24 protein-coding genes are annotated in these 25,682 nt (G+C 40.5%); 13 read left to right on the forward strand and 11 right to left on the reverse strand.

Annotated elements, in window-relative coordinates; translation table 11 throughout:
* Positions 1-45: 45 nt before the first annotated feature.
* Positions 46-1,317 (reverse strand): CHRD domain-containing protein, encoded by a 1,272-nt coding sequence (locus ACMZOO_RS09595; protein WP_440903147.1) that lies wholly within the window; start codon positions 1,315-1,317, stop codon positions 46-48.
* Positions 1,318-1,418: 101 nt separating this feature from the next.
* Between ACMZOO_RS09595 and ACMZOO_RS09600 the strand changes: the two genes are divergently transcribed.
* The 4 genes from ACMZOO_RS09600 to ACMZOO_RS09615 all read left to right on the forward strand — a co-directional run bounded on the left by ACMZOO_RS09600 (position 1,419) and on the right by ACMZOO_RS09615 (position 4,419).
* On the forward strand, positions 1,419-2,000 hold the full coding sequence (locus ACMZOO_RS09600) for a hypothetical protein (RefSeq protein WP_440903148.1): 582 nt from the start codon (positions 1,419-1,421) through the stop codon (positions 1,998-2,000).
* An 85-nt stretch (positions 2,001-2,085) separates the two neighbouring features.
* Positions 2,086-3,282 carry an MFS transporter gene (locus ACMZOO_RS09605; protein ID WP_440903149.1) on the forward strand — a complete coding sequence of 399 codons (1,197 nt, stop codon included), beginning with the start codon at positions 2,086-2,088 and terminating at the stop codon, positions 3,280-3,282.
* 27 nt (positions 3,283-3,309) lie between these two features.
* On the forward strand, positions 3,310-3,825 hold the full coding sequence (locus ACMZOO_RS09610) for a DUF2937 family protein (RefSeq protein WP_440903150.1): 516 nt from the start codon (positions 3,310-3,312) through the stop codon (positions 3,823-3,825).
* Positions 3,826-3,837: 12 nt separating this feature from the next.
* Positions 3,838-4,419: a thioredoxin family protein gene (locus ACMZOO_RS09615; RefSeq protein ID WP_440903151.1), complete on the forward strand. Its 582-nt coding sequence runs from the start codon at positions 3,838-3,840 to the stop codon at positions 4,417-4,419.
* Positions 4,420-4,442: 23 nt separating this feature from the next.
* Here the strand turns inward: ACMZOO_RS09615 and ACMZOO_RS09620 are convergent, their stop codons facing one another.
* Positions 4,443-5,108 carry a spermidine synthase gene (locus ACMZOO_RS09620; RefSeq protein ID WP_440903152.1) on the reverse strand — a complete coding sequence of 222 codons (666 nt, stop codon included), beginning with the start codon at positions 5,106-5,108 and terminating at the stop codon, positions 4,443-4,445.
* 52 nt (positions 5,109-5,160) lie between these two features.
* On the opposite strand from ACMZOO_RS09620, the gene ACMZOO_RS09625 reads away from it, so the two are divergent.
* Positions 5,161-6,081 (forward strand): bifunctional GNAT family N-acetyltransferase/hotdog fold thioesterase, encoded by a 921-nt coding sequence (locus ACMZOO_RS09625; RefSeq protein ID WP_440903153.1) that lies wholly within the window; start codon positions 5,161-5,163, stop codon positions 6,079-6,081.
* Between the two features lie 31 nt (positions 6,082-6,112).
* Here ACMZOO_RS09625 and ACMZOO_RS09630 read toward each other — a convergent pair whose 3' ends face one another.
* Positions 6,113-7,018 carry an ABC transporter substrate binding protein gene (locus tag ACMZOO_RS09630; protein WP_440903154.1) on the reverse strand — a complete coding sequence of 302 codons (906 nt, stop codon included), beginning with the start codon at positions 7,016-7,018 and terminating at the stop codon, positions 6,113-6,115.
* A 126-nt stretch (positions 7,019-7,144) separates the two neighbouring features.
* Positions 7,145-10,045: a bifunctional [glutamate--ammonia ligase]-adenylyl-L-tyrosine phosphorylase/[glutamate--ammonia-ligase] adenylyltransferase gene (glnE, locus tag ACMZOO_RS09635; protein WP_440903155.1), complete on the reverse strand. Its 2,901-nt coding sequence runs from the start codon at positions 10,043-10,045 to the stop codon at positions 7,145-7,147.
* A 42-nt stretch (positions 10,046-10,087) separates the two neighbouring features.
* On the opposite strand from glnE, the gene ACMZOO_RS09640 reads away from it, so the two are divergent.
* From ACMZOO_RS09640 to ACMZOO_RS09670, 7 genes are all read left to right on the forward strand, one after another.
* Positions 10,088-11,077 (forward strand): hypothetical protein, encoded by a 990-nt coding sequence (locus ACMZOO_RS09640; RefSeq protein WP_440903156.1) that lies wholly within the window; start codon positions 10,088-10,090, stop codon positions 11,075-11,077.
* Positions 11,078-11,100: 23 nt separating this feature from the next.
* Positions 11,101-12,003 (forward strand): DUF350 domain-containing protein, encoded by a 903-nt coding sequence (locus tag ACMZOO_RS09645; RefSeq protein ID WP_016956934.1) that lies wholly within the window; start codon positions 11,101-11,103, stop codon positions 12,001-12,003.
* The gene (locus tag ACMZOO_RS09650; protein ID WP_440903157.1) at positions 12,004-13,749 is read left to right on the forward strand and encodes a polyamine aminopropyltransferase; all 1,746 of its coding nucleotides are present in this window, start codon (positions 12,004-12,006) and stop codon (positions 13,747-13,749) included.
* 93 nt (positions 13,750-13,842) lie between these two features.
* Entirely contained in the window at positions 13,843-14,256 is a 414-nt protein-coding gene (locus ACMZOO_RS09655) for a YjfI family protein (RefSeq protein WP_016956936.1), read from the forward strand.
* A gap of 13 nt (positions 14,257-14,269) precedes the next feature.
* Entirely contained in the window at positions 14,270-14,959 is a 690-nt protein-coding gene (locus tag ACMZOO_RS09660) for a PspA/IM30 family protein (protein ID WP_016956937.1), read from the forward strand.
* Positions 14,960-15,096: 137 nt separating this feature from the next.
* A complete protein-coding gene (locus ACMZOO_RS09665; protein ID WP_440903158.1) occupies positions 15,097-15,747 on the forward strand; it encodes a hypothetical protein in 651 nt (216 codons plus the stop codon).
* Positions 15,740-16,060, forward strand: coding sequence for a hypothetical protein (locus tag ACMZOO_RS09670; RefSeq protein WP_016956939.1), 321 nt, complete (start codon positions 15,740-15,742; stop codon positions 16,058-16,060). Before ACMZOO_RS09665 ends, ACMZOO_RS09670 begins: the two co-directional genes overlap by 8 nt.
* A 32-nt stretch (positions 16,061-16,092) precedes the next feature.
* Here ACMZOO_RS09670 and ACMZOO_RS09675 read toward each other — a convergent pair whose 3' ends face one another.
* From ACMZOO_RS09675 to ACMZOO_RS09695, 5 genes are all read right to left on the reverse strand, one after another.
* Positions 16,093-16,587 (reverse strand): DUF3016 domain-containing protein, encoded by a 495-nt coding sequence (locus tag ACMZOO_RS09675; RefSeq protein WP_016956940.1) that lies wholly within the window; start codon positions 16,585-16,587, stop codon positions 16,093-16,095.
* A 40-nt stretch (positions 16,588-16,627) separates the two neighbouring features.
* On the reverse strand, positions 16,628-17,020 hold the full coding sequence (locus ACMZOO_RS09680) for a hypothetical protein (protein ID WP_440903159.1): 393 nt from the start codon (positions 17,018-17,020) through the stop codon (positions 16,628-16,630).
* Between the two features lie 159 nt (positions 17,021-17,179).
* A complete protein-coding gene (locus ACMZOO_RS09685; RefSeq protein ID WP_440903160.1) occupies positions 17,180-18,586 on the reverse strand; it encodes an efflux transporter outer membrane subunit in 1,407 nt (468 codons plus the stop codon).
* Positions 18,583-21,708: an efflux RND transporter permease subunit gene (locus ACMZOO_RS09690; RefSeq protein WP_440903161.1), complete on the reverse strand. Its 3,126-nt coding sequence runs from the start codon at positions 21,706-21,708 to the stop codon at positions 18,583-18,585. The genes ACMZOO_RS09685 and ACMZOO_RS09690 overlap by 4 nt, the downstream gene beginning before the upstream one ends.
* A gap of 3 nt (positions 21,709-21,711) precedes the next feature.
* Entirely contained in the window at positions 21,712-22,845 is a 1,134-nt protein-coding gene (locus ACMZOO_RS09695) for an efflux RND transporter periplasmic adaptor subunit (protein WP_440903162.1), read from the reverse strand.
* Positions 22,846-23,029: 184 nt separating this feature from the next.
* Between ACMZOO_RS09695 and ACMZOO_RS09700 the strand changes: the two genes are divergently transcribed.
* Positions 23,030-23,668, forward strand: coding sequence for a TetR family transcriptional regulator (locus ACMZOO_RS09700; RefSeq protein WP_440903163.1), 639 nt, complete (start codon positions 23,030-23,032; stop codon positions 23,666-23,668).
* A gap of 88 nt (positions 23,669-23,756) precedes the next feature.
* On the opposite strand, the gene ACMZOO_RS09705 is transcribed toward ACMZOO_RS09700, so the two are convergent.
* Both ACMZOO_RS09705 and glnK read right to left on the reverse strand, forming a co-directional pair.
* Positions 23,757-25,022 (reverse strand): ammonium transporter, encoded by a 1,266-nt coding sequence (locus tag ACMZOO_RS09705; RefSeq protein WP_440903164.1) that lies wholly within the window; start codon positions 25,020-25,022, stop codon positions 23,757-23,759.
* A gap of 43 nt (positions 25,023-25,065) precedes the next feature.
* Complete coding sequence (gene glnK, locus ACMZOO_RS09710) at positions 25,066-25,404, reverse strand: P-II family nitrogen regulator (RefSeq protein ID WP_016956947.1); 339 nt, start codon at positions 25,402-25,404, stop codon at positions 25,066-25,068.
* Positions 25,405-25,682 lie beyond the last annotated feature (278 nt).

Here is a 25,682-nt window from a genome sequence, read left to right on the forward strand (position 1 = left end):
AAGTGCTGCGGATTTTGTTGTTGAGCGAGTTAACGAATAACTCGATTAGTAATTCATCGAACCATTACCGCTACCATCATCATTCATACCGTACATATCGTCGTCATCTGGCATGAGTTGACCTCTAAGTTCACCAGATGCTTGAGTGGTCGAATGTACATTGATGTAATACTCATCATCTAAAAAGGCCATAAGTTGCTCAGCGGTGAAACTATCCATCAATGAGAAATTCATTAAATTGCTAGTGTCTTGGACTAAGCCCAACACAACGCCGCCATTCACACCAAGTAAACCTGCATGTATATGTGCCATAGTTGCATCGTCGACGTCTGTGTGCACATATAAAACTAAATCAGCACCACCATCGTCTTTTTCCATAATAGTCAAAGATGCTAAACCTGAGTGATCTGTGGTGACGGCTGGTACTTCTTGGTCGCCAGTTAGCTCAGTATAAAGTACATGAGTTTTACCTATGGTTATTTGACCTCTTATTTCACCTCCAGCGAAATCAGAACTATGTACATTGACATAAAGTTGACCCATATGGAGTAAATCACTGGTTGTTTGGTCTAAATCTGTCATCACTGACCAATGATTCATATCAGCAGAGTCTTGGGTTAAGCCAACAACCACATCACCATTCACACCGGCGTAACCCTGATGGATATGTGCTGCGGTGGCATTGTCTAAATCCATAGTTGTAACATGCACTTCTAACGTTTCCATTTCATGATCGACTGTTGCCCAACCATAACCCATAGCTTGGGTATCAACCATTGGCACCTCATACATACCCATTAGCTTAAAGTCGCTAATTTCAATATGGTGCGGCAATACTTGACCACGAATTTCTCCAGAAGGATGTGCGCTGGTATGAAAATTAATATAGGTTTTACCATGTAACACTGCGGCTAACTCATCTGCTGACAGTGTTGTATCTTGCAACTCCCAAATATCGGCGCTGTCAGAACTTTGATTAAGGCCGACAATTACGCCGCCATTGGTGCCTGCTACGCCCATATGTAAATGTGCAGCGTCAGGGGTTAAGTTGTAGATGGTGACCATGCCTTTAATCATCATGTCATCTTCATCTATTTTTATTTCACCCCAGCCCCAAGCGTCGGTATCGACCATTGGATTTTCTTGATGGCCGTCTAATTTGACCATTAATGTAATGTATTCATCATGGTGGGGGTCGTCGTCATCGTCATCATCGGTATTTATTGATATATTACAAGCCATTAAACTTGATAAAAATAAAGCAGCTATCAGCATTCTAAACCACTGGATGCTCTGCCAATTGGTTGTTGCATTCATTTTGCTATCTCCTATTGAGCTGACATGAACCTTTATAGTGTAGCCTCACTGGCTGGTGTTGCTTGTTTTTTGTCCAACTTTTGTTAAGCACATTGCAAATAATGACAACTTTAGTAACAAATACTCAGCTTGGTATTTTTGATGCAGGCAAAATGAATTTAGATGATTTTGGTTTTAAGTTACTCAATGCAGCATTGCCGTTATTGCAGTCTACGGCTGCAGAACAAATACCAATTCGGCAGTTGAGCGGCGCTATTGGTTGTGTACCATCAACTTTGTTAAATAAATTCTCCTCCTACCAGCTATGTTGGCAGTTTATCGCTGAAAAATGTTTTAGTTATTGGTTAGATATTAGATTGAACAGGTGTACTCAACTGGCGGATTTAGCAGATTGTTTATATGAATTGGCGGCCGAGCAGCCTTACGTTTGGCGACTGATTTTTGAATATGCACCGGATCAGGCAGCGCATTTAATTGATCATAGTTTGAGTCGCCAGCAAATTGTATGTAGTGCTTTATCTGGGTTCATCCGAGACAAAACTAAAGTGAATAGTCTTTGGTGTATGTTATTTGGTTTTTGCCGTTTGTTAGTCACTAACAGACTAGATAGCTCAGATCATTTAGTTCAGTATCAAGCGTTAAAATGCGATTTAATCCAACTTTGCCAAACTAACAAAAGTTAATAAACAGGGATTTCCAATGACAAGTTTTAAGCTACTGACTCAAAAAAACTTTCTGCCTTATTTTTTGGTGCAAAGTTTAGGAGCTATGAACGACAACTTATACAAGAATGTCTTGTTGTTATTTATCGCATTTGTTATTCCGGTCGGTTCTTCGGCTGATTCAGCCTTGTTAGTTAATTTGGCGGCAGGGTTATTTATTCTGCCATTTTTTATCTTTTCTGGGCATGCTGGTTGGTTGGCCGATAGGTATAACAAGGTCGATATTATTCGCAAACTCAAACTGCTGGAAGTTATATTAATGCTCAGTGCGGCTATTAGTTTGTATTTTCAACAGCTGACTCTGTTATTTATTTTGTTGTTTTTTATGGGCACTCAGTCCGCGTATTTTGGGCCGATCAAGTATGCAATATTGCCACAAGTTATGCCTAAAAATGAGTTGTTAGGGGCAAATGCTTTGGTTGAGATGGCGACTTTTGTTGCTATCTTAATTGGTACTTTGTTAGCTGGTGTGGTTATGGCGTTTGAACAAGCGATAATCTTTGCTTGTGCAGGCATTATTATCTTAGCTGTTTTGGGTTGGCTTGCGGCTGTACAAATTCCAATGTTGCCAGCCACAGAAGAAGCTGAGGTGACGAATACTGAGCAAGCTACAAAAATCGGTTTTTATGCAGCGAGTAAACAGTCAATCAAGGTTATTTTTACCGATAAAAAACTTTTGTACTGTATTTTGTTAATCAGCTGGTTTTGGTTTTTGGGCGCAAGTGTACTAACTCAGTTACCCAATTTAGTTAAAGCTTATTTATCAGACAACCCTGCTTATGTGTCGATACTGTTAGCGGTTTTTAGTTTAGCTGTTGGGATTGGTTCGTTATTAAGCAACTTTTTAAACAAAGGTAAGGTCAAATTCACTTTAGTTGTACCTGCTGCGTATCTAATGGCTGTGGCCTGTTGTGGTTTTGTTTTAACTTTGGGGTCAGGTTACAACCAAGTGAGTCAGCTACTCACTATATCAGCTTTATTGACAGTATTGGGCATTGCTGGTGGTGTGTTTATTGTGCCTTTATATACTTTTTTGCAAACGCAAGTGAGTGCAAATGTTCGCGCACAAGTCATTGCAGCAAATAACATTTTTAATGCTATTTTTATGGTGGTTTCGGCAATAGTCGCTATTGTTATATTAGCTATATTGCAGTTATCTTTAGGGCAATATTTTATGGTGTTGGGCGTGACAACAGCTGTGCTTGTGCATTATTACCAGAATAAGCTACAAGCCAGCTGCTAATTTAGGTTGGAAAGGTAGGTCATCATTATGCGTCAGTATCTAAAAATGATTTGTTTTGCATTTACCTTATTGTATGGCCTACAGATTCCCGCTTTTGTTGACAGTTACAAACAAACTTTAGACGCAAGGTTAAGCCAAGCTAAGACTGATTTTGTTGGTTTTCAACAAAGTGCTGATGTGCACTTTAATGGCGATATTCACAAATTGATTCAGTATTATCAGCAGCATCAAGATATATTGGTGACAGAAAGTGCCGCGAATATTCAAGCTATCTATCAAGCAATTACTCAGCTAGAGCAGCAACAACAAATACTCAATGCTGGTCAGATAGCTGCTGCCTTACACGTGGCAACACAATATCAAAGTGAAATCTGGTTACAAACAGTTAAACATTACAATTATCAGATTCAATTTAGTCCGCAGGTTATCATATGGGGTATAACAAGCGCATTATTGTCTACCTTACTGTTGGATGCTCTATTGGGTTTATTATTTTTAATCGTCGGTTTTAAACAGAGAAAATCGGATCGGCAAACAATTTAGGAGTTTATTTTTATGGTTATGACAGCATCAACTATGATGGAGTTAGGTACCAAAGCAATTGATTTTTCGTTACCTGCTACCCATGGCTCACAGGTAACTTTAGCAAGTTTACAACCGCGTAAAGCCTTGGTGGTATTGTTTATTTGTAATCATTGTCCGTATGTTATCCATATTGCACCTAAATTGACTGAACTCGCGAAAAGTTATCAACAGCAAGGTGTGGCCTTTGTTGCGATCAACAGTAATGACGCTGAGCAATATCCAGCCGATAACTTCGACAATATGAAATTGGAAGCACAAGCACGTGGGTACACTTTCCCATACTTGTTTGATGAAAGCCAAGAAGTGGCAAAAGCATACGATGCAGCCTGCACTCCGGATATCTTTGTGTTTGATGGCCAAGATAGTTTAGTTTACCGTGGCCAATTTGATGATTCACGTCCATTTAGAATTTCTAGCGGCAATTACGATAGTGAACAAAACCCGGCAACTGGTGCTGATTTAGCCAAAGCATTAGATGAAATTTTAGCAGGTAAAACACCTAGCCCAGAGCAAAAAGCATCTTTGGGTTGTAATATCAAATGGAAAGAGTAGCGCTTGTATTATAATTGGCAGGCTTAACCTTGTTTAACTAAAAATACCCAGTTACGAAACCCAACAATTTTTTCGCCCCACATTACTTCTAAGCCAGCTTGATTTAAGTTGGCTTTTATCCATTGTGCTTCAAAATCTGTTTCAGGTAAAAAGTTGATATAGGCATAACCTTGTTTGGTTATGCTGTTTTTCAGTTGGACAAAGTAGTCTAAACAAAAAGTCGACATCAATGACTGATGGGCAGTAAATAAGTCGGTAATAATCAAATCGAATTTTTGCTGATTAGCCATTAAAAATTCAAAGGCGTCACCTTGCTGAATATCAACTTCGAGTTTATCCGGGTTGAAGTACTCACTAAACCAGTCTATCACTAACTGACTTTTTTCAATGATATTGATTTGTGCTTGTGGACGTTGGCTTTTTATATAACGAAAGTTGCTGCCGCCGCCTAAACCAAACTCAAGTATTTTCGCTTGTTCAGGGAGTTCAGCGATTAAGCCTCGCAGTGGATATTGGTGTGGAAATGCCAATATATTGTGATCTGCTTTGTCCATTACAGATTGCACTGTTTGATCTAGCTTTAACCATAAATATTTGTCGTTTTGTAAAATCTGCCATTGCAGTTTGCCTTCTTTATGAAAGGCGACAAGTTGACCGTCAGATAGAGAATTTTTAAGTTCGACAAGCACAATATAAACCGTTAATCTTCATTCTGCTTCAATTTATATCAGAAGAAATTGCATGTACCAAATAATCATTCCAAAAACACAGCAGCAGTTAACCAGCTACTATCATTTTAGGTGGCAACAATTGAAGCAGCCGTTAGGCGCACCATTAGGCTCAGAGCGAGATGAATACGACAATCTGGCTGAGCATAGAATGATTTGTAGTAGCGAAGGCAAAGTGCTTGCGGTTGGTCGTTTACATCATGTTAGCCAAGACGAAGCACAAATTCGCCATATTGCCGTTGCTGATTATTGCCGAGGCAAAGGTTTAGGCTCAATTTTAATGACCACGCTTGAACAAGCAGCGCGCAAACAAAATGCCAAACGTGTAATTACTTTTTCGCGACTCGATACTGTGCCTTTTTTCGAGCGCTGTGGTTACCACGTATTAGACAACCCAGTGATTGAACACATGTCGGATCAAAGGCTGAATCGCCGGCAAATGTGCAAAAAGCTTTCGGAATATGATGTAATTTTGCGTCAGCCGTTATGGTGTAAAGAGTTGCAAGAAACTTGGAAAAATCAGATCCCAATTTCTGCGGCAATGGGCATTAAAATCCATCAATATACAGGTGCACAACTCGAAGTGCGTGCGGCATTAAATGCCAATTTAAATCTGCACAATACCATGTTTGCAGGCTCTATTTATTGTCTAGCAACACTGACAGGCTGGGGCATGGTGCATATGCAAATGCGCGAGCAAGTGTTAAAAGGTGATATTGTTTTGGCCAAAGGTGATATTAGTTATCGCAAACCTATAACTAATTTGCCTCGTGCGACTGTACATATTAACGATGTAACAGGGGATGTTGCTGTATTAGCGAAAAAGCGCAAAGCTAAGTTAGAGGTGATGGTACGTTTGTTTGATGAGCACGAAGAATGTGGCCAGTTTAATGGGTTATTTGTGGTTTTGCCTTTAAGTGATACAAACGCCTAGTTGTTATATCAGCTTGCCCTAAGATTTAGAATTAGCGCGGTACTATAATGTGCATATCTTGTTTGATGCTTTCATCATATTGCACACCCAAATGTGCTGCTGCGCGCAAATTAACCGCTACTTGGAACTTATCCATAGGCTCTACTTTGTAGATAAGATTATTATTCAGTGTGTTTTCTGCCATAGTAATTAGGCGTTTACCCAATTGATAATTGTCTGGGAATAGTGAAAACAGAGCTCCACGTTTAGCATGGGTTGGTTTACTGGAAAACAGCACAAATTTACGCATCCATGAGGCTTCCAATAAATAAGGTAATACAACTTGGTCATTGGCAGTGACAGTATCTAGAGTTAACCAAATCGAGTCTTTTTTCGGATCTAATCGTTTAAACAATCTATCATAATAGGTCATTGCCGCTTTAATATCATCGGCACGTGTTGCCACAAGCTCGACACCGTGTTTATTGGCAGCTGCTTGGGTTCGAGGAATAATCCACTCGGTTGACTGGCTATAGACCATATACACACGCTGGATATGTGGGGCCAGCCTATCTAATTCCGCAAAAACAATTTCGGGATCATTAGTCATGCTCACACCACCAAAACCATTTGGTTTTATCGGGTAACCACCGACCATAACAGGCATATGTTTAACAATATCATGTGCGTATTTAAAACCGTAGCCGCCGAGCATGATAGCTGCATCCGCATTGCGCTTTAATAACTCGCTAAGAATGGCTTCTGAACCAACACCTTGCTGAAACTCCAGCGGGGTCACTTTTTCGTTGGCATTTTCTTGAATACCTTGAACAATCAGTTCAAATACAGCTTTGTAAGGCTCTTTAACTTCTGGATATGCCACGACTATATTTGCCGCTGAGGTAGAGCGAGCAAAAAAACAGGCAAAAATAGCGATTATTATCCAATACTTGTTCAAACTAGAGCCCTACAAATTTTGTTATGCACCTGAAAAAGTTTAGTCAAACTTAATCGACTAAGAGCTTGTATTTTGCGCCTTAAATAGGCTTTGATCAAGCGAATCACTATATTTAACCATAAAAACTTAAGGGTTAAAGACATGCTGCCATATACCTTTTACATTTGATATGGCTTGAACAAAAGAGTCAAGTTGGGTGATTACTTTGGCTTGTGCTAATGCCAGTTTATGTGATTCATTTCTATATAATTTGTATGCTTCAATCAAATCTTGCGCTTGTTGTTCGCTAATTACGCCGACTTCGGCTGCAACGGTTAATATGCGGATATTGTCTGAGTATTCACATAACTCTGGGTATTTAGCAGCGTTAGCCAACACTAAATACTGAGTGATAAATTCAATATCGGTAATGCCGCCTCGTCCTTGTTTGAGGTCGAATTCGCTCTCTCCACCTTTAGCTAAATGATTAAACATTTTATCGCGCATTTCGGTCACATCTTTATTCAGAGTGGTTATGTCGCGTTGTTTCGCTAAGATAGTTTTGCGGATATCTTCAAGTTGTTGACATAAGTTTTGGTCGCCATAGACACAGCGGGCACGTACCAAAGACTGGTGCTCCCAAGTCCAAGCTTGTTCTTGTTGATAACTCTCAAAACCTGCGACTGTTGCAACCAATAAACCTGAATTGCCAGAAGGGCGCAGGCGCATATCAATTTCATACAAGATGCCAGCATGGGTTTGTGTTGAATAAATATGCATAATTCGCTGGGCTAAACGAATATAAAATTGGGTGATGCCAACGGCTTTTTCACCTGTGGTTTGTTGATCTGACTTTTGATTGTGAACAAAAACTAAATCTAAATCTGAGCCATAACCAAACTCTAAACCACCGAGTTTGCCATATCCAATTACCGCAAAACCTTTGTCGTTTGTGCCAACTAAAGCTTCTGGTACACCATGTTTGTCAACCACATGTTGCCACGCAATATTGACCACTTGGGCTAAAATGGCTTCGGCTAACCAAGTTAAATGGTCGCTAACTTTCATCAGGGGTAGGTGGCCTAAGATATCCGCTACCGCAATACGTAATTGATAAGCATGTTTAAACTGGCGCAATGTATCCATTATGCTTTCTAGATCTTCAGGATCTATTCTAAGCAAACGTTCCCGTAAATCCGCTTGGTATTTGTTTGGATCTAATTCTTTGTATAACTGACGAGGATCGAGTAATTCGTCCAATAAAAATGCTTGTTGGCAAAGTTGTTGGGTTATCCACGGACTAGCTTGCAAACAGTCGAGCAAAATAGAGCGAGTTTGTGGGTTTTCAAATAACAGCTCTAGGTAAGCTGTACGGGTACAAATAGATATGACCAGCTCACGCACGCGATTGATTAATACATGCGCTTGTGGGTAATCTAAACAAGCTTCGATTAAGCGTGGCATCAATTTATCTATTATGTCGGCACCACGTTTACCTACAGCACGTTTCTTAATCTGCTGTTGGCAGTCGCTTATTTGTTGCCAAAACGCAGCAGCATCTACTCTTGGGTGATCGTGCTCTAATTGGCTGATTGCAGCTTCTGTGTCTAAATTACACAACCAGTAATCAAACTCAATTTCCGCTTGTTCGTCTTCAGCATCAGTTTTAATCACTTCTTTAAATACCCGATTCACTTCGCGAGTATGTTGTTCAAGTGCTTGTTTAAAATCATGCCAGCTAATAAAACCCATAGCTACGAACAAACGCTTTTGATCTAGGGCATTCTCAGGCAAGGTTTGTGTCTGTTTATCGGCGATTTGCTGTAAAACATGTTCGGTTTTTCGTAAAAAATAATAAGCGTTAGTTAATACGGCTATTTCTTCCGCTGACATTTCGTCAAGTAGTTGTAGTTTAATTAAAGCTTCGCGAGTAGAGCGGGTACGCAGTTCGGGTTCACGACCACCCCGAATAAGCTGGAAAGCTTGTACAATAAATTCAACTTCGCGAATACCGCCTTCGCCTAGCTTGATATTGTTAACCAGACCTTGGCGGCGATTTTCTTGCACTATCAATTGTTTCATTTTGCGTAAAGATTCAATCGCAGAAAAATCTATATAGCGGCGATAAACAAACGGGCGAATTAAATCTTCTAAGTATTTTTTTTCTGGATGATTTTGCCATTGTGTTGGCGTGATGATTCGCGCTTTGAGCATAGCATATCTCTCCCAATCACGGCCTTGCTCTTCGTAGTAGTCTTCAAGCATGTTGTAATTCATCACCAAGGGGCCACTATCACCATATGGACGTAAACGCATATCGACTCGGTAAACAAAACCATCAACTGTTTGTTGATTGAGCGCGTTGATCAGTCTTTGGCCTAAACGGGTGAAAAATTCGTGATTAGATAAACTGCGGCTTGCCCCTTTGGTTTCTCCGGCATCTGGATAACAAAAGATTAAATCTATGTCGGATGAAAAATTGAGTTCACCACCACCTAGTTTACCCATGCCTAAAATGAAAAAAGGTTGTTCATCACCGTTTTGATTAGTTGGTGTGCCCATAACTTGGGTGAGTATTTGGTACAAACAGTTAGTCGCTGTTTCTATCAGTTCATCGGCTAGATCTGAGATATATTTGAGTGCTTGGTCTAAATCTATTTGGCCGCTGAAGTCCATCCAAGCTATCCAAGCCATTTGTTGACGGCGATAAAGGCGTAACAATTTACTTAAGCTGATTTCATCTTTAATTTCGCTGGCTTGTTGTTGAAATTCTTGCTGCTGTGCGGCAAAAAATGTGTCTGCATCCGAACTTTGATTTAATAGGCTGTCAAAGAATTGGGGTTGCTTTAATACTGCTTCGCGGATAAAGTCGCTCATCGCACATTGCCATTTCAGCTGGTTTTTATTTTGCTCTGGCATTTGCTCAAATAATCTATTTGAGTCAAGCAGTTGCTGCCAAGCTTTATCGCCCTGAGCTTGTAACTCGCTAGGTAACGCAGAAAAGTCTAATGTGCTAGGTAAAAATTGATTTGGGCGAGTTGAATCCATATTTAAAGCCTTGGAATTGAGATAGCAGAGGACCGCACGGCCATGCCACAATTATTTAAATCTGTTTGGGTTGTTATCTTTGCCTGTTGGCTCACCGCTTGTGGTGATCCATTAGATGCAAAAATTGACAACCAAATCCAATTTGTTGATATGCAGCTGAAAAAGCTTGAACAAGCTATCAACAAGCAACAAATTCGTAACGCAAACCTAATTAAAGAGTATGCACAGCAAGTAAGTCAAGCTAAACCACAATTACAAAGCATAGCGAATGAGTTAGCCAAAGACGCAACAACTCAGGGGCCTTTGTATCAAAGTTTAAATAGTCGCTATCAAGAGGCGGCTAAATATGCTGATTTATTTGCTAGCAAAGAAGAGCGTTTAGCTGAGTTGCAAAATCTCTATCAAGCGGCTGATACCACTTTGTTTAATGATGCTTTGTCAGATCCACTTAACGTGTTAGCTGATATGTCAGACGGTTTATTGCCACGTGTTAACGCGGTTAGCCGCGCAGCCAGTTTGCAAGCTAACCAAGCACAAGACTTTGGTGATGGTAGCCAGCTAATTGGCAATCCAGCTTATGGGCAGTGGTCAACTGGTAGCAACGGCATGTCATTTTGGGAATGGTATGGCATGTATGCGCTGATCAGCAATTTAACTGACAGACGGGTTTATTATAACGATTGGGCTGGCCGACGTGATTATAGTTATTACAACGACTATGGGCGTTATCGTTATTCATCTCCGAAACAAATGCGTACCCAAAGCACGATAGAATCGCGTGCACAAAAATCATTTAAAGGTGGCCAGTTTAAAAGCGCCTATGCTAAACCTAAAGTCGGCGCAACCAGTATTTCAACCTCTAGCCGCACGGCACAGAATGCAGCAAATAAATTTACCAGTGCTTACGCCAAACCCAAAAGCACCTTTAGTAACAGCAGTAGCCAAAGCCAAAATAAAAAATCGACTTTTGGCCAGTCTAGTTTTCGCAGCAGCTCGTCCGGCTTTAGCCGTGGCGGTTTTGGTGGTAAATAACAAGGATTATTAAGGTAAACAGTATGAACAGTTTAAATTTTTTACAATATATTCGACCTGAGCTTTTAACCCTGCTAGCGATAGATTTAGCTATAGCTATTTGTTTGTTGTCATTGATGCGTTTTATTTCTGGTTTGTGGGCGAAAGTAAACACCACTCAAGAGCTGTCGGAAAAAGATAACTTTGCGTTTGGCATTAGCATGGCAGGTGGCATTATTGCTATGGGCTTAGTGTTAACTGGTGCAATTACCGGTGAAGCTGCCAACAGTTATTTAGCTGAAGCAATTGGGGTTGCCAGTTATGGTTTAGTCGGTTTAGTTTTAATTAAAGTGGGTCGTTTTATTCACGACAAAGTATCACTAAATCAAATTGATAAAGCTGAACAAATTCGCCAAGAAAATATCAGTGTTGCAATAGTCGATGCTGCTGCTGTTATCGCCACCGCTATCATTATTCGTTCAGTATTGTTATGGGTTGAAGGTATTAATGTATATACCTTTATTGCAATAGTCAGTGGTTTTGCCGTGTCGCAAACTGTATTGGTATTTGTTACCCGTTTACGTGAGCGCCAATATGCGGCAAAAAATCAAGATGGCTCATTCCAACAAGCTTTGATTGATGGTCAAACTGCGTTAGCCATTCGCCATGCCGGGCATATGATAGCGACTGCGCTGGCAGTGAAAGCTGCGAGTTATTTCTTAATTTATCAACCAACACAAATTATCGGTAATTTAATCGGTTGGTTAGGCATTTCTTTAGTGATGGCGGCCGTGATTTATTTATTAAATAAAATTGCCCGTGCGATTATTTTAGTTGGCATCAATACCAGTGTTGAAGTTGATCAACAAGAAAACATTGGGGTTGCCGCGGCTGAGTTTGCCATTGTGGTTTCTATTGCCATGATCACAGTGTCATTAATGGCATAGATGCAGCTCAGTCAAAATACCAAGTTAAAACTACTGGATGGCCTGCTGATACTGATAATGGCAGTATTGGCAGGTTGTGGTTTGATTTATGAATACCTATTGTCGCATTATGCGGGACGTGTTTTAGGGGCTGTAGAACACGCCATATTTGCAACCATTGGCATTATGATAGTCAGCATGGGTTTTGGTGCTTTTGCTGCACGCAAAATTCGTGATGAATTTACTGGTTTTGCTTGGCTCGAATTATTTATCTGTTTAGTGGGTGCCAGCAGCATATTACTGATAGCGGGTGCTATAGGTTTTACCTTTCATCTACCACAAATTATTACCTACACTTTTAACTTACCCGCAGATGTTTTACCTCGCGGCGGTTGGGTTGAAGATATTCATCATATCGCCAGATATTTACCTTATGTCAGTGCCGCCTGTTTAGGTTTTTTTATCGGTATCGAAATACCATTGATAGCGCGAGTGCGTGAAGCTTTGTACCAAAAACACTTAACCCATAACGCGGGTACTGTTTATGGGGCCGATTATATAGGTGCTGGTATAGGCGCTGCTTTATGGATTGGCTGGATGATGGCAATAGACATCAACCAAGCAGCTGTGATCACAGCTTCAACCAACTTGTTAATTGGCTTTTTAATTTTAATACTGTTTTGGCAGAAAATAGCTTGGCGCTTATTGCTGACTTGCTGCCAAATACTCATGCTGGGTTTTGTCTTAGTGTTATCTATCTACGGACAAAACTGGATGCAGTCGTTCACCGATATGCTCTATCGCGACCAAGTGGTATTGCAGCAACAAACTCAATATCAACAAATCGTTTTAACTGAACGCAATGTCGCTGTTGGCGATAATCAACACACTAAATCTATTTTACAGTTATACCTCAATGGCCGTTTGCAGTTTTCTAGCATGGATGAACATATCTACCATGAAATCTTGGTTCACCCAGCTATGGCGGCTGCAGCGCAGCACAACAAAGTTTTATTGGTTGGTGGGGGTGATGGTTTGGCTGTACGCGAAATATTAAAGTGGCCAGTTAAACAAGTTGATATGCTTGAACTTGATCCTATGATGATTGAGCTTTTTCAACAGCCAGCGCAGTTTGTGCCTACTCGTTTAGCGCAGCAGATTAGCCAGTTAAACCAAAATGCTTTAAATGATGCTAGGTTGAATATTATTCACGCCGATGCCTTTAATCAGGTTGATGTATTGGTTGCCAAACAGCAAATTTACGATGTAATAATTGTTGATTTGCCTGATCCCAATCATCCAGATTTAAACAAACTATATAGCAATCATTTTTATACCCGTTTACAGCAATTACTTAATGCTGATGGTGTGCTGGTGGTGCAATCCACTTCACCTTATCACGCGCAACAAGCATTTTTATCTATTGGTAAAACGGTCGCAGATGCGGGTTTTACTGCGGTAGAGCAATATCATCAGAATGTTCCAAGTTTTGGTCAGTGGGGTTGGACTATTGCGGTTAAACAAGGTTTACCTGTTCGCCAGCGCCTTGAAAAGCAGTTCCACAATCAACAAATATTAGATGTGCCAACTCAGTGGTTAACCTGGCCGCTGGTTTTCGCTAGTTTTGAATTTCCCAAAGGTTTTTATGCCGATTACGCCAATATTAAGGTCAATTATTTGGGGAGTCAGCAATTGTTTAACTATCATGATCTAGCGTGGCGAAAACAACAGGGGCTGATAACGTTAAATCAGTCACAAAAAAATTGATAATTTAATTGACATATAATGTCGGGGTGCTAAGGTTATCACCAAGACATAATATGTCGCAATGTGAAAGCAGCTAACTAACAGAGGATAGCAATGAATATACACACTATTGCACAATACCTAAATGATCTAGCAGACAAGTCTGATACAGGTCATTCATTTGATTGTCAGCCGATTGCCGGTGAAGTGGATGTGCTACAAATTAGTTTAATTGGTCGTGAAGAGCTACCAATATTTGTATCAGTTACGGATGATCAAATTCTGTGTATTACCTATTTGTGGGATGAAAGTGAAATGCTCAGCGAGCGCAAAGCTGAAATGATGGAAACCATGTTAGAAATGAACATGCCAATGCCATTATCTTCATTTGCGAAAATTGGGGATAAATATGCAGTGTTTGGTGCTTTATCTATCCACTCTAGTTTGTCTGATATTGAGCATGAACTGGCTGTATTAAGTGATAACGCCATAGATGTTATCGACGACTTTAGTGAATTTTTGAAATAATCGGGAGCAAAACATGAGCATTTTTAAGAAAATTTTTACCGCTATTCGTGGTGGCGCAACCGAGATGGGTGAAGCCATAGTAGATGCAAACTCAACACGTATTTTTGAACAAGAAATTCGTGATGCTGAAAATCACTTAACTAAGGCTAAGCGTGATTTAACCGACGTTATGGCGAAACAAATGCAAACCAGCCGTGAAGTTGAGCGTTTGAAAAAAGAAATTCAAACCCATGAAGGTTATGCAACTCAGGCCTTAAACCAAGGTAACGAAGCGCTTGCGTTAGAAGTAGCTGAAAAAATGGCGAGCTTAGAAACTGAATTGGCAGCACAACAAAGTGCTTTGCAAAACTTTGATGCCAGTGTTGCTCGTTTAAAAGATTTAATTAAAAAATCTGAGCGTCAGTTAGCCGACTACAAACGTCAATTAAGTGTGGTTAAAACCACTGACAGTGTACACAAAGCAACAGCGGCGATTACCGATAACTTCGTTTCAGGCAACAGCAAATTACTCAACGCAAAAGAGTCGTTAGAGCGCATCAAAGCTAAACAACAAAACTTTGATGATAGAATGGCCGCGTCTGAGCAGTTACAAGCTGAGTCAGGTGATGCATCACTTGAGGCTAAGTTAAAAGCAGCCGGTATTGGCGAACAAAACAGCTCAGCTGATGCGATTTTAGCTAGATTGAAATCACAGAAGCAATAAGAGTGATGGCACTTGTCCGCTGAATTAAAGGACAGAACAATTTGACACGTTCGAGCAATTTCAGTTACGCACTTGGCTGAAGTTGCTTTTTTGCATTCTAAATCTGTGTGTCAGTGAAACAGTTTCGTGAGGATAGTATGGGATTTTTTTCAAAATGGTTTGGCGGTGAAGAGCAGCCGCAAGTAACTAAAATAACTCACCCCAAACAATTGAAACAAGGTGATGTAATTAATTTTAGTGACAATTTTGCTTTGCCTGAGCTGATTCGCAAACAAAGTTACCAAGTTAACCAAGTGAACACTTACCAGTTTGAACACAAAGTCATTAACGAGTTTGTGTTGTTAGGTGGGCATAATCAACAAGTGTTTATGTCAGTTGAATCTGACGATGAAGAATGGCTGAATTTATCGATTAAAGTTAATCGCAATCAAGTAGGGCAATTGTTTGACCTAGAGCAGTTTGCTGAAGTGTTTGAAGAAGAAGTTCAGCCAGAACTGGCACTGCAACAGCAAGCACCAGAGCTGAATAACTGGTTAGCCCCTGTCTATTTCCGCCAAACTTATGCGCAGCGCGGTTATTTTTACCAAAAAGATTTTCGCCCAAGCAAACCCGCTTTAGAAGAAGATGATGATAGCGAAGCCTTCGACTATTTTTGTTTAACTAGCGCAGATGAAAGCTGTAGTGTCGAAATAGAAGTGTGGTCAGATGGTGACACAGACGTATTATTAACTATCCATAGACCATTGGCTGATATTGTAGATATGTACCCTGGAGCTGATAGTGAGTAATAAGTCCGATAAAGCCAAATGGGCAAGCAGTAATAAAGCGATTAAAGCGGTACAAGTTGCTTTTGATATGGACGAAAAGCTGCAATATGTTATCCGCAAAGAAGCGTTAGACGCGGGTTTAGGACCATCTGATCAAATTCGAAAAATTCTCGCTTTGCCTGTTAGCAAAAGACCAAAACGCCCAAGGTTAACTGTGTCTTTGTCTGCTGAAGATTATCAAGTGTTAGCGGAAAAATATGGTTTAGCCGCAGATGATCAGTTGGAAATTAAAAAGCGCGTGATGCAAGAATTGATTGATCATGCTAGCAAGTGAGTTTAAACATAAATAAACTCACTTGTGTTTAACTAAAAGCTATTGTCCGGAAAGGTTTTTTTAAACCAGCTATTCAGCATAGCAAATTCGTATTTAAACTGCTCTTCTGATGGCCGGGTTAAATAATTAGTCGACATGCCCATGTTTTTTAGATTTTCTTCGCCAGCGGCTAACTCATTGCCTGATTTATCTAATAGCTGATACGAGAATTTGATCCTTGGTATATAGTGATCTTTGATAATTCTGATCTCATCAAAGTTAAAGCGGGTTTCGCCAGCTAAATCTAAATCAGTTACCGTCAACTTCAGCGTTTGTCCTTCTGGTAGTTTGGCCGCTCTGTGAGTTAAAAACTTTTCAAAACTGGTAAATACATGTTTTTGAAAACCCGAGCGAGTTTGGGTATTACCTTCTTTAATATCCGTATACTCGTTAGGCTCAGACCACTCAACAACTAGCTGGGCGGCATTTAGCATTTGGCTATAACTTAAAGTCAAACTGATAACACAGTATTTGAGCAGTTTAATCATATATCTCCCCATTTTTCCGCTGTTCTGATCATATATAGACCTAGGAGTTTGAGTTTTGTTCCGTATCTGCTGGTTTTTTATTCGTTTTGGCTGGGGCAAAAGAACTTGGCATGACTTCAACGCCAACCCAGCGGCCGAGTTTTACAATCAGTGGAATTGTGATTGGCGCAAAAGGTAATACTGCAAAAATGCCCAAACCTATGCCACGCAATACATCTAAAAACTGTTCATTGGCGATGGCGATTTCTTCTTTGCTCGCTTTGCCTCGTGTACTGCGTTTGTATATTTCGAGCATTTGCCGGGTTTCGGCGCTTTCTTGGCGTAACGCTATTTTAAGCGACAGCATGGCTCGTCTAAGTTTAAGCTTTTGTGCTGTGCGGTTAATTTTAAGAACACGAACAGGCGCTTTGTGGAAAAGTTTGTACGCTTTCAAAGATAGGCACCTGAGAAATGAGTTTGAATTAGTTAATTATACTTAATATTAAACAAAGTATGCAGTTAAAAGTGTAAACAAGTCTCAGGGTAATGTTTGTATGGTTCTATCCTAGAATAAAACCATACAAATTGATTGTTATAGTCCAACCTTACTCTACTAGAGCAATAGCAGTTGTTGGTCAATTTGCGTGTATTGACCACCAATTGTTTTAAACAAGCTAATTTGGTTTTTCAAATAAGCCAATTCGAGTTCGGCTAAACTTTGTTGTTGCGACAACAACAGCTGTTTAAATTCTTGATAAGTCAGTGGGTCTTCTAATCCTTGAGTTAAGCGTAATTCACTCAATTTTACCTGTTGCTGATAATTATCAACAACCTGTTGCTGCAACTCTAGTTGCTCTGACAAAGCTTGTTGTGCAGAAAGGCGAGTATTCAGCTCGGTAAATGCGGTTTCAACTACATTCTGGTACTGGATAATTTCAGCCTGTTGCTGCAACTCGGCAATCTGTTGTTGCGCTTGTAATCGACCATGATTAAAAATAGGCAAATTCAGCTGCGGCGAAAAGCTCCAAGTTTGTGAGTTGGCATTAAATAAGTCAGATAAATCTTGGCTAGCGAAACCTAAGCTACTGGTTAAGCTAATGCTCGGGAAAAACGCGGCACGCGCTACACCAATATTTGCATTTGCAGCTTTTATCTTTTGTTCAGCTTCAGCTACATCTGGGCGTGCGAGCAATACCTGAGATTGAATATTTGCAGGTAATTGTTGCAACTGACTAAGTGAGAATTGCACGGAAATTTTGTGGAGTGCATCTAAATTACTATAACCAACTAATTGTTTTAGTTGGTTATATGTTGAAACATTTGTTTGTTGCAGCTGCTTTAAATTAATAGCTATGTTTTGTTGGTTAGACTGAGACTGGCGATAATCCAAACTTGTGATCAGACCTTGATCATATTGTTTGTGCGCAATCGCAAATTTTTGTTGTGCACTCGCTAACACTTGCTGCTGCAAATCAATTTTGAACAAACCCGCTTGATAGTCAAAATACAAACTAGCAACTTGTGCCGCCAAACTTTGTTCTAACGTTTTTTGAGCAAATTGACCTGCAGTAAATTGCGCTAACGCATTTTCTTTTAGATTGCCGATTCGATTAAAAAAATCTAACTCGTAGGCACTAAAACCAACACCTGCCGAATAGCTATTTGAATACTTTGGCATAAAGGCCGCGGTTGTAGATGATTGTGAATTCAGTTGGCGTGTACCGGCAGTCGACAAGTTAATATCCGGCAAACTTTTACTTTGTTCAATTTGGTAGTTGGCTTGTAATTGCTGCAACTGCAAAGCACTGACTTGCAGTGATTTGTTATTGTGCAATGCTAGCGCAATAAGCTGTTGCAGTTGTTTGTCTTGGTAAAAATCCTGCCAGTTGACCGTCGAGTACTCATTTGTTTGTTGTGATGTCAGTACACTTGATTGTGGTTGCTGATAATCAGGCGCTAATGAACAAGCAGTTAGCGCCAATGTGCTAAAGATAAATAAGCTTTTGTGAACTAACTTCATACTTTGTCACCTGTACTCTTGGTTAATTTAGCTGACAATTTAAATACAACTACAAAAAATACCGGCACAAAAAATATTGCTAGTACAGTGGCTGAGAACATGCCACCAAACACACCTGTACCTATGGCATTTTGGCTACCAGAGCCGGCTCCTGTGCTTAATACCAGCGGTGTTACACCTAACATAAATGCTAATGATGTCATTAATATCGGGCGTAAACGTAAACGGGCAGCTTCTATAGTTGCGTCAATTAACCCCATGCCTTTTTCTTCATATAAAGCGCGGGCAAATTCAACAATTAAAATGGCATTTTTTGAGGCTAAACCTATGGTGGTTAATAAACCAACTTGGAAATAAACATCGTTGCTGAGGCTACGTGCAAGTGCAAAACAAACAGCACCCAACACACCGAGCGGCACAACTAACATGACAGAAAATGGCACACTCCAGCTTTCGTACAACGCAGCCAAACATAAAAACACAATTAGGATAGATAATGCATAGAGCATAGGTGCTTGTGCGCCAGATTGTTTTTCTTGCAACGACATGCCAGACCACTCAAAACCTATGCCTTTTGGTAGCTTAGCTGCGTGTTCTGCCATAGCTTGCATCGCATCACCTGTACTCATACCAGGAGCCGCTTGGCCCAAAATTTGTAGCGATGATACGCCATTGTAGCGTTCTAGTTTGGTTGGGCCATGCATCCAACGTGCGCTACTAAAGGCACTAAAGGGCACCATTTCCCCTAGGTTATTGCGCACGTACCAATGTTTGATATCCTCTGGCATCATACGATAAGGCGCATCAGCTTGAACATAAACACGTTTAACCCGGCCATTGTCGACAAAGTCGTTGACATAGTTGGAAGCCCAGGCCGTGGTAAATGTTTCATTGATGTCAGATAACGACAAACCTAATGCCAGCGCTTTTTGCTGATCTATATCTATTTTAAATTGCGCTGTGTCTTCTTGTCCGTTAGGACGAACCGCCATTAAACGAGGATCTTGTGCGGCCATGCCTAACAATTGATTGCGCGCATTTAATAAAGCTTCGTGGCCTAATCCGGCTAAATCTTGCAATTGGAAATTAAAGCCTGAAGCTGTGCCTAATTGACTGATTGCCGGTGGTACAAATGCGAAAACAAAAGCTTCTTTTAACTGCGAAAAATAACCCATGGCGCGACCTGCAACAGCCTGAACATGCTGTTGATCTTCAGTTCTTTCATCCCAGTCTTTTAATCGGACAAAAGCAATACCACTATTCTGGCCTCGACCACTAAAACTAAAACCAATAACAGAGAAAACCGATTCAACATTGTCTGCTTCGTTTTCTAGGTAATATTGCTCAACTGAGTTCATAACTTCTGCTGAACGTTGCTGACTTGCACCTTGTGGTAAGGTCATTTGGGTAAACATTATGCCTTGGTCTTCATCAGGTAAAAATGATGTTGGCATGCGCGAAAACAAAAAGGCTAAACCACCAAGCAAGACTAAATAAATCAGCATATAACGGCCGGTTTTAGCTAAAATTTTCTGCAAAGCGTTTTTGTAACCTGTGGTTGAACTGTCGACTTTGCGGTTAAACCAAGCAAAAAAGCCGCGCTGTGGTTTGTTAGTATGTTCAACTGGCTTCAACATAGTTGCACATAGGGCAGGGGTTAAAATCAAGGCGACTATCACGGATAACACCATAGATGAAACTATTGTGATAGAAAACTGACGATAAATAACGCCAGTTGACCCACCAAAAAAGGCCATAGGTACAAATACAGCTGACAAAACTAACCCTATACCAATAAGCGCACTGGTAATTTGCGCCATAGATTTTTTGGTAGCTTCTTTTGGTGATAAACCTTCTTCGTGCATAACACGTTCAACGTTTTCAACAACCACTATGGCGTCGTCGACTAACAAACCTATCGCCAACACCATGCCAAACATAGTTAAGGTATTGATTGAATAACCAAATGCCCAAATAACCGCAAAGGTGCCGCATAACACCACAGGCACAGCAATTGTTGGAATAAGCGTGGCTCTAAAGTTTTGTAAGAATAAATACATTACAAAAAACACCAACAAAATCGCTTCAATTAAGGTTTGCACAACACCCATAATCGATAGTTTGACAAAGGGGGTAGTGTCGTATGGGTAAACTACTTCGAGCCCTTGTGGGAATAAGTCATGTAAGTCATCCATGCGTGCACGTATAGCTGCGGCTGTATCTAAAGCGTTGGCACCAGAAGCTAAACTCACGCCTAAACCACTTGCTGCTTGGTTATTGTATTCAGTTAGGAATTGATAATTTTCGCCACCTAGCTCGACGCGTGCGATATCTTTCATGCGGATAGTTGAACCGTCTTCAGCAACTTTGACAAAAATATTGGCAAATTCTTCAGCTGTAGTTAAACCTGTTTCAACTATTATACTGGCGTTAATTTGTTGCCCAGCAACTGTTGGCGAGCCACCTATTTCACCGGCTGCAATTTGCGCATTTTGTGCCCGAATAGCAGAGACAACATCCGCCGTGGTTAACGCGTATTGCGTCATTTTTTCTGGGTTGATCCAAATACGCATTGCATATTGTGAGCCGAAAAAGTTAACTTGGCCGACCCCACTCACACGGCTGATTTGGTCTTGAATATTCGCTGCAACAAAGTCGGAAATATCTGTTCTATCCATACTGCCATCAGTTGAATAAAAACCTAATACCATTAAAAAGCCAGAAGTTGACTTACTCACAGCTATACCGTTTTGTTGCACAACTTGTGGTAATAAAGGTGTGGCTCTTTGCAATTTATTTTGCACTTGAACTTGTGCTATATCTGGATCTGTTCCTGCTTTAAACGTTAAGGTGATACTGGCATTACCAGCCGAATCTGAGCTTGCGCTCATATATTCAACGTTATCTATACCGGTTAAGCTTTGTTCAATTACTTGGACAACTGTGTCTTGTACAACTTGGCTAGATGCACCAGGGTAGGATGCATTTATTGACACAGATGGTGGTGCAACATTTGGGTACTGAGCAACCGGCAATTGCAGTATAGATAACACCCCAGCGAGCATTATCAATATCGCAATTACCCATGCGAGAATTGGACGTTCGATAAATGTTTTAGCCATGAATTATTCTGCCTGCTGGGTTGTAATACTTGGGTTTACTTGAGCATTCGGCGCAATTTTTTGTAAGCCAGTTAAAATTACTTGGTCACCGGCTGTTAATCCCGAGGTAACTAACCAGTTGTCTGCAAATGAGCGACCAATGCTGACAGCCTTGACTGCAACTTTATTGTCTGCGGTAACCACATAAGCAGATGCTTGGCCTTTACGGCCTATCATTATCGCCTTTTGCGGAACTAAGATAGAGTTTGCCCTTGTCGCTTGAATTAACTTAATATTGGCAAACATGCCAGGCAATAAAGACTTATCTGGGTTGGCAAATTCACTGCGAATTGTCACTGTATCTGTGGTTGGGTTAACTTGAACTTCGTTAAATAAAATTTCACCAATATGTTGTTGGCCGTTTAACTGCAATACGGCTTTGGCGGCATTTGCATTCAACTCTCCGCTGTTGATTTGCTGTTGAAGTTTGCCTAGCTCAGAGCTTGCTTGCACCATATCAAAATAAATAGGATCAAGCTGAGTAATAGTCGCTAAACTTGCTGTTTGGCCTGCGCTAACTAATGCACCTTCAGTGATGTTTGATTTACTGATTTTCCCAGATATTGGCGCTAATACTTTGGTATAAGCCAAATCGACACTTGCTTTGTGCAATGTTGCTTTGTTCATTGCGACTTGCGCTTCAAGTGCTTGGTAATTGGCTTGTGCTTGATCTAAGGTTTGTTGGCTAACAGCTTTATCTGCAATTAAAGCTTGGTAGCGCTTTAACTCAGCACGTGCCGTGGTTAAGTTGGCTAGGGTACGGCTAAGCTCAGCTTTAGCACTTTGATAATTGGCTTGGTAAACCGCATCATCAATTTGATATAAAGTTTGCCCGGCTTCTACGTAACTACCTTCTGCAAAATTTCGCTGTTGCACTATGCCTGTTACTTGAGGCCTTACTTCTGCAACTTTAAAAGCGACTGCTCGCGCCGGCAATTCTTCAACAATTTCAACTTGTTGGCTAATAAGCTCAAGTGCGTCAACTTGTTGCGGTGGCATAGCCATAGGTGCTTGTTGTGACTGTTCGTCAGATTGGCAAGCCGTTAACGCCAAAATAAATCCTGGCACTAACATCAAAGCTTTTAAATTTAGCTGCATAATATCCTCATGAAATAAACATTCATACGTGTATGTTTGTTGTATTCTAGAATGGAATTGGTTAGAATTTCAACCGTTATTTTCGATTCGTTGACCAACAATTGCTGCAGCTAATATAGATAACCTTAGCAGATAGTGCAGATTTTGAGTTAGGCTAGGCGAACAAAGTAGGGGTGGTACAACTATGGTTAGAAAAACAAAAGAAGAAACGCTGGCAACCCGTAACCAATTATTGGACGCCGCAGAAGACGTTTTTTATACAAAAGGTTATGCACAAACAACGCTAATGGATGTTGCTAACCACTGTGGTATGACGCGTGGGGCTATTTATTGGCATTTTAAAAACAAGGTTGATCTGTTTGAGGCTATGGTTGAGCGTGTACGTACTCCACTGGATGCATTAGCTGAAGAACCTGCCGACGACAATGAATTTGATCCCTTGAACAAGATGCGCGAATTTTCCATCAAGTTTTTAAAAGATGTGTTTCACGATGAACAAAAGCGCCGGGTTTTTACTATCTTATTCCATAGATTTGAAATGAATGGCTCAGTGCCTGAACTAGAACTAAGGCAGCAACAAGCCTTTTGTGAATGCACTGACAGAATTGAGCGTGGTTTAAAAAATGCGGTCAATAAAGGTCAATTACCTCAAGACTTAGACACTAAAAAAGCTGCGTTAATTAAACATGGTTATTTTGCCGGATTGATGAACAACTGGTTATTTATGCCTGAAGCTTTTAGCTTAGAGGAAATGGCAGAGAGTGTTGTTGATAATTATATTTTTATGCTTAAACAAAGCCCATTTTTACGGGTAAAAAAATAACTTTTTTATGCTGCATAAAAACAAAAAAGCCGCTGTATCCTACAGCGGCTTTTTACATTGGGTAAGGATATTCTAACTAAGGGCTAAATTATTTAGCAGACTTAGTGAACTCTGGGTAAGCTTCGATACCACATTCAGCGATATCAACACCTTCATACTCTTCTTCTTCAGTTACACGTAAACCGATAACTGTTTTGATGATAATCCAAGTAATGAATGATGCTGCAAATACCCATACAAAGATAACGATTGCACCGAACAATTGGTCACCGAAGTTAGCACCGTCATTTGTAACTGGTACTAATAATAAACCTAATAAACCTACAACACCGTGGACAGAGATAGCACCAACTGGATCGTCGATTTTAAGTTTATCTAAACCAATGATTGAGAATACAACTAATACACCACCGATTGCACCGAAGATAGTTGCTTCTAATGCGCTAGGGGTAGAAGGCTCTGCAGTGATAGCAACTAAACCTGCTAATGCACCGTTTAATGCCATAGTTAAATCAGCTTTCTTGAATAAGATACGAGCTGTAATTAATGCTGCTACAACACCACCAGCTGCTGCTGCGTTAGTATTTAAGAATACCATTGCAACTGAGTTAGCGTTTGCGATATCACCTAATTTAAGAACAGAACCGCCGTTGAAACCGAACCAGCCCATCCATAAGATGAAAGTACCTAAAGTAGCCATTGGTAAGTTACAACCCGGGATTGCGTTTACGCGACCGTCAGCTGTGTATTTACCTTTACGTGCACCTAAAAGTAAAACACCTGCTAAAGCTGCTGCAGCACCCGCCATATGAACGATACCAGAACCAGCGAAGTCAGAGAAATCGCCTAAACCGAACATACCGAATACTTCGTTACCGCCCCAAGTCCAGCTACCTTCCATTGGGTAGATGAAACCAGTCATAACAACTGCGAAAGCTAAGAAAGCCCAAAGCTTCATACGCTCAGCAACTGCACCAGAAACGATTGACATTGCTGTAGCTACGAAAACAACTTGGAAGAAGAAATCAGAAGCACCTGAGTAAATTGATCCACCTTCAAAACCGTCTTCACGTGCAGCGAAGTCACCTAAAGTAGCTGCTACGTCTACGTCTTGAATACCTGTTAAGAAGTATTCGCCGCCGTACATGATTGCGTAACCAGATACTAAGTACATGATACAAGAGATCGCAAATAACGCGACGTTCTTAGTCAAGATTTCAGTTGTGTTTTTAGCGCGTACTAGACCCGCTTCTAACATTGCAAAACCCGCGGCCATCCACATTACCAATGCACCGCAGACTAGGAAATAGAAAGTATCCATTGCGTACTGCAAGTGAAATACGTTGTTTTCCATTGTAGTCTCCTAAATAGTTTTAAAATTTATTAAAAAAGGATAATTAGATGGCTGAATCGCCAGTTTCACCAGTACGGATTCGAATACATTGTTCTAAGTCGTAAACGAATATTTTACCGTCACCGATTTTGCCAGTTTTAGCTGCGCCGCTGATTGCTTCAATTAAGCGCTCAACATTGTCATCTTGTGTGGCAATTTCTAATTTAACTTTAGGTAGGAAATCTACTTGATATTCCGCACCACGATATAATTCAGTATGACCTTTTTGACGACCAAACCCTTTGACTTCGGTAACAGTTAAACCTTCGATACCGATTTCAGAAATGGCTTCACGGACGTCATCCAGTTTGAATGGTTTGATGATCGCACTTACCAGTTTCATAGCGATATGCTCCTAAGTATGTTTATTGAAATGGCTTTGTCCTACTTACAATCCTTGTGCCAAAGTTTAAAAGTTTAATTAAAACAATGGCTTGAAATAAACTGTGAACTGTTTAACAATTTGTTGCGCATATTTGGTGCGGTTAAAAATAGCTCAGGCACCACCTTGGTGCCAAGGTTGCACCAAAATTATCAAGGTTGCTGAAATGTTATCTTTTATGTGGTTTTTTGTTGGCGCCAACAAGGTGAATGATTTGATATACTCGCAGTTATTGTAGG

Source organism: Catenovulum sp. SX2, assembly GCF_052056295.1.
In the GTDB taxonomy this organism is placed as follows: Bacteria; Pseudomonadota; Gammaproteobacteria; order Enterobacterales; family Alteromonadaceae; genus Catenovulum.

Coding starts and splice junctions, on each gene's coding strand:
- ACMZOO_RS09615 (WP_440903151.1), top strand. CDS start 3,838: ATGGTTATGACAGCATCAACTATGATGGAGTTAGGTACCAAAGCAATT.
- ACMZOO_RS09705 (WP_440903164.1), bottom strand. CDS start 25,022: ATGGAAAACAACGTATTTCACTTGCAGTACGCAATGGATACTTTCTAT.
- ACMZOO_RS09595 (WP_440903147.1), bottom strand. CDS start 1,317: ATGAATGCAACAACCAATTGGCAGAGCATCCAGTGGTTTAGAATGCTG.
- ACMZOO_RS09655 (WP_016956936.1), top strand. CDS start 13,843: ATGAATATACACACTATTGCACAATACCTAAATGATCTAGCAGACAAG.
- ACMZOO_RS09700 (WP_440903163.1), top strand. CDS start 23,030: ATGGTTAGAAAAACAAAAGAAGAAACGCTGGCAACCCGTAACCAATTA.
- ACMZOO_RS09640 (WP_440903156.1), top strand. CDS start 10,088: ATGCCACAATTATTTAAATCTGTTTGGGTTGTTATCTTTGCCTGTTGG.
- ACMZOO_RS09600 (WP_440903148.1), top strand. CDS start 1,419: ATGACAACTTTAGTAACAAATACTCAGCTTGGTATTTTTGATGCAGGC.
- ACMZOO_RS09665 (WP_440903158.1), top strand. CDS start 15,097: ATGGGATTTTTTTCAAAATGGTTTGGCGGTGAAGAGCAGCCGCAAGTA.
- ACMZOO_RS09685 (WP_440903160.1), bottom strand. CDS start 18,586: ATGAAGTTAGTTCACAAAAGCTTATTTATCTTTAGCACATTGGCGCTA.
- ACMZOO_RS09690 (WP_440903161.1), bottom strand. CDS start 21,708: ATGGCTAAAACATTTATCGAACGTCCAATTCTCGCATGGGTAATTGCG.
- ACMZOO_RS09650 (WP_440903157.1), top strand. CDS start 12,004: ATGCAGCTCAGTCAAAATACCAAGTTAAAACTACTGGATGGCCTGCTG.
- ACMZOO_RS09605 (WP_440903149.1), top strand. CDS start 2,086: ATGAACGACAACTTATACAAGAATGTCTTGTTGTTATTTATCGCATTT.
- ACMZOO_RS09610 (WP_440903150.1), top strand. CDS start 3,310: ATGCGTCAGTATCTAAAAATGATTTGTTTTGCATTTACCTTATTGTAT.
- ACMZOO_RS09675 (WP_016956940.1), bottom strand. CDS start 16,587: ATGATTAAACTGCTCAAATACTGTGTTATCAGTTTGACTTTAAGTTAT.
- ACMZOO_RS09645 (WP_016956934.1), top strand. CDS start 11,101: ATGAACAGTTTAAATTTTTTACAATATATTCGACCTGAGCTTTTAACC.
- glnK (WP_016956947.1), bottom strand. CDS start 25,404: ATGAAACTGGTAAGTGCGATCATCAAACCATTCAAACTGGATGACGTC.
- ACMZOO_RS09695 (WP_440903162.1), bottom strand. CDS start 22,845: ATGCAGCTAAATTTAAAAGCTTTGATGTTAGTGCCAGGATTTATTTTG.
- glnE (WP_440903155.1), bottom strand. CDS start 10,045: ATGGATTCAACTCGCCCAAATCAATTTTTACCTAGCACATTAGACTTT.
- ACMZOO_RS09660 (WP_016956937.1), top strand. CDS start 14,270: ATGAGCATTTTTAAGAAAATTTTTACCGCTATTCGTGGTGGCGCAACC.
- ACMZOO_RS09625 (WP_440903153.1), top strand. CDS start 5,161: ATGTACCAAATAATCATTCCAAAAACACAGCAGCAGTTAACCAGCTAC.